We start from the raw sequence: 2404 nt of genomic DNA on the forward strand, positions 1-2404 counted from the left end.
ACGCCCTCACCGCCTCCGCCTCCGGCGTCGACCCGCACATCTCCCCCCAGTACGCACAGCTCCAGGCCAAACGGGTGGCCAAGGCCAACGGCCTGCCGGCCACCAGGGTCGAGCAGCTGGTGAAGGACCACACCGACGGCCGACCGCTGGGCTTCATGGGCGAGGAACGCGTCAACGTCCTCAAGCTCAACATCGCACTCAAGGAGCTCGCCGGGAAGTAGGGCACTGTGGGTGACGGACGGCGGTCCGCCACCCACAGCCGCGTAACCCTCGGAAGTCAGCGAGAAAGGCAGCGCATCGAATGCCCCGGGTGCTCGTAGTGGAGAACGAACCGCAGCTCGCACGGTATCTCGTGATTTACCTCAAAGCACGAAGTTTCGAGGTGGAAACCGCGCGCAACGGGGTCACCGCGCTTCGGCTGGTCGGGGAACTTTCCCCGGATGTGGTGCTGTTGGGACTCGATCTGCCCGATATGAAGGGGGTCGACTTGCTCAGGGCGCTCCGTGCCTGGAGCCGAGTGCCGATACTGGCCTATTCCGACCGCGGAGCCTGGGACGAGACGGTCACCGCGCTCGACGCAGGCGCCGACGACTGCATCATCAAGCCGTTCGGGATGGATGAGTTGCTGGCCCGACTACGTGCCGCTGCACGCAGGGCAATAGACGGTGCACACATGAACTCCTTCGGGAAAATAGCAACGGAGGATTTCACCATTGATCTGTCCGCAAAGAAGGCCACACGGCAGGGACACGACGTCCGGCTGTCCCCGACCGAGTGGCACCTCCTCGAAGTACTCATCCGCCACCGAGGCCATCTCGTCGGCCGGAAGCAACTACTCCATGAGATCTGGGGCTCACGTTACAGAGACGGAAGCAACTGCCTTCGCGTATACATGGCCCGGCTGAGGCGCAAACTCGAGGCGGACCCGTCGCACCCCTCCTATCTCATCACCGCTCCAGGGATGGGATATCGCTTCGAAGCCGGCTGATCCTACGGGAGTGCGGGAATACAAGAGGAACAGCTCTGTTTCATATCCGGCAGTGGCTTCGTAACGGCCCAGGCCTTCCTTGGCCTTCTCTTCCTCGTTGACGAGGTGACGAAGGCGGACGTGTGGATCCGGAGGTGATGTGGCGCTCTGCGGGTACCGCGCGGTGTGTGAAGTCCTGGGCAATTCACCGATCGGGGAGGTGGCGGGGTGCCTTCCTCGCCGGCGCGGGCCGCGTAACGGTCCTTCCACTTGTCCGTGGACTGCTCGGCGCGAACGCGTTCCAGGACCGCGTCCTGTTCCTGGGGGCGGACAGTCAGCTGCCGCCCGTACCGGGTAGAGCGGGTGCACTTCGCGCACGGGGCAGGCCGCGTAGGTGGCGGTCGCGAAGCGGATGCGGATGGCGTCCCGACCGTTGTTGTCCACTCCCGCCGTCCAGTACCTGCTTGTGGCACCGGTTGGGCAAGCGGCCCACTTGGCCTGCCAGTCGATGGTGAAGGCGGACTTGCCGAAGCCGCCACCTTTGGCTGCCTGCCGGGTGTTGTTCGACCGGACCGGGCCGACGACGTGGACGCCGCGGGTGGCTGGCGCGGTCAGCAACAGCCCGGCCGAGGTGTATCCGGCGTCCAGGAGGTGCTCTGCTGGGAGGAGGCCCTTGCTGGTGAGGCGGTCGTGGATCTCCTCGACGACCATCGCGTCGTTGACCGTGGCGTCGGTCGTGACGACATGAGTGACCAAGTGAGGGCGCTTCGTCTCTCCGGGATCGTCGCAGCTCTCGCTGAGGTGAATCTTGTAGCCGACCCAGGCGGATCCGCGCTTCTTCGCGCAACGGGCCTCAGGATCGTACGGCGAAGCGGCCATCGCTCTGCTCGGCGGGAGATCGTCTTTCCCCCGCCAGGCCACCTCCTCTTCGCCGTCGGTGACGGTGCGGGTGAACTGCTGCACCCACACCGTGCGCAGGACAGAGACGGCAGGCAACCATTCCGGCGCCATCGGCGCGAAGGCCGCTTCGAGCAGGCGGTACCGTCGATGGCGATCTGCCGGGCGGGATCGCGCCGCTCTTGCTCGTCGGTCGGCAGCCGGTAGGCGTCGACACGCGTCCCGTAGCGTTCCTGCCATGCCGGGTCCATCGACGCGCGCATCCAGTCTGGCGCGGCTATGGCGAACGCCTCCAGCGACGCCCGCAACGTCTCACCGATGAACTCCAGGCGGTTGAGACTGCGGACCGCGGCCAGGACGTGCGTGGAGTCCGTGCGCTGCCGCCCACCGGAGGCGACCAGCCCCATATCGGCCAGCCGTTCCAGAAGCAGGTCCAAGATCCTGTCCTCCAGTCCGTGCGCCAGCAGCCGTTCCCGGAACCCGGTCGGGCCTTGTCCCCGAAAGTTGGACACGGATTATGCGGCTTGTGTCAGCGTAACT

Annotated in this window: 3 protein-coding genes; all 3 read left to right on the forward strand. The window is 65.8% G+C overall.

Going from position 1 to position 2404, the window contains the following annotated elements; translation table 11 throughout:
• On the forward strand, positions 1–221 hold a 221-nt coding region (locus I5Q34_RS33385), incomplete at its 5' end, for a potassium-transporting ATPase subunit C (RefSeq protein ID WP_199896249.1).
• Between the two features lie 80 nt (positions 222–301).
• Positions 302–988 (forward strand): response regulator transcription factor, encoded by a 687-nt coding sequence (locus tag I5Q34_RS33390; RefSeq protein ID WP_199896250.1) that lies wholly within the window; start codon positions 302–304, stop codon positions 986–988.
• Between the two features lie 373 nt (positions 989–1361).
• Positions 1362–1715, forward strand: a complete 354-nt coding sequence (locus tag I5Q34_RS33395) for a hypothetical protein (RefSeq protein ID WP_199896251.1) — start codon at positions 1362–1364, stop codon at positions 1713–1715.
• Positions 1716–2404: the final 689 nt, after the last annotated feature.

The organism is Streptomyces sp. AV19 (genome assembly GCF_015999245.1).
GTDB lineage: Bacteria > Actinomycetota > Actinomycetes > Streptomycetales > Streptomycetaceae > Streptomyces.

Bases quoted from the DNA above. Each gene is read 5' to 3' on its own strand.
- I5Q34_RS33390 (WP_199896250.1), top strand. From the start codon at position 302: ATGCCCCGGGTGCTCGTAGTGGAGAACGAACCGCAGCTCGCACGGTAT.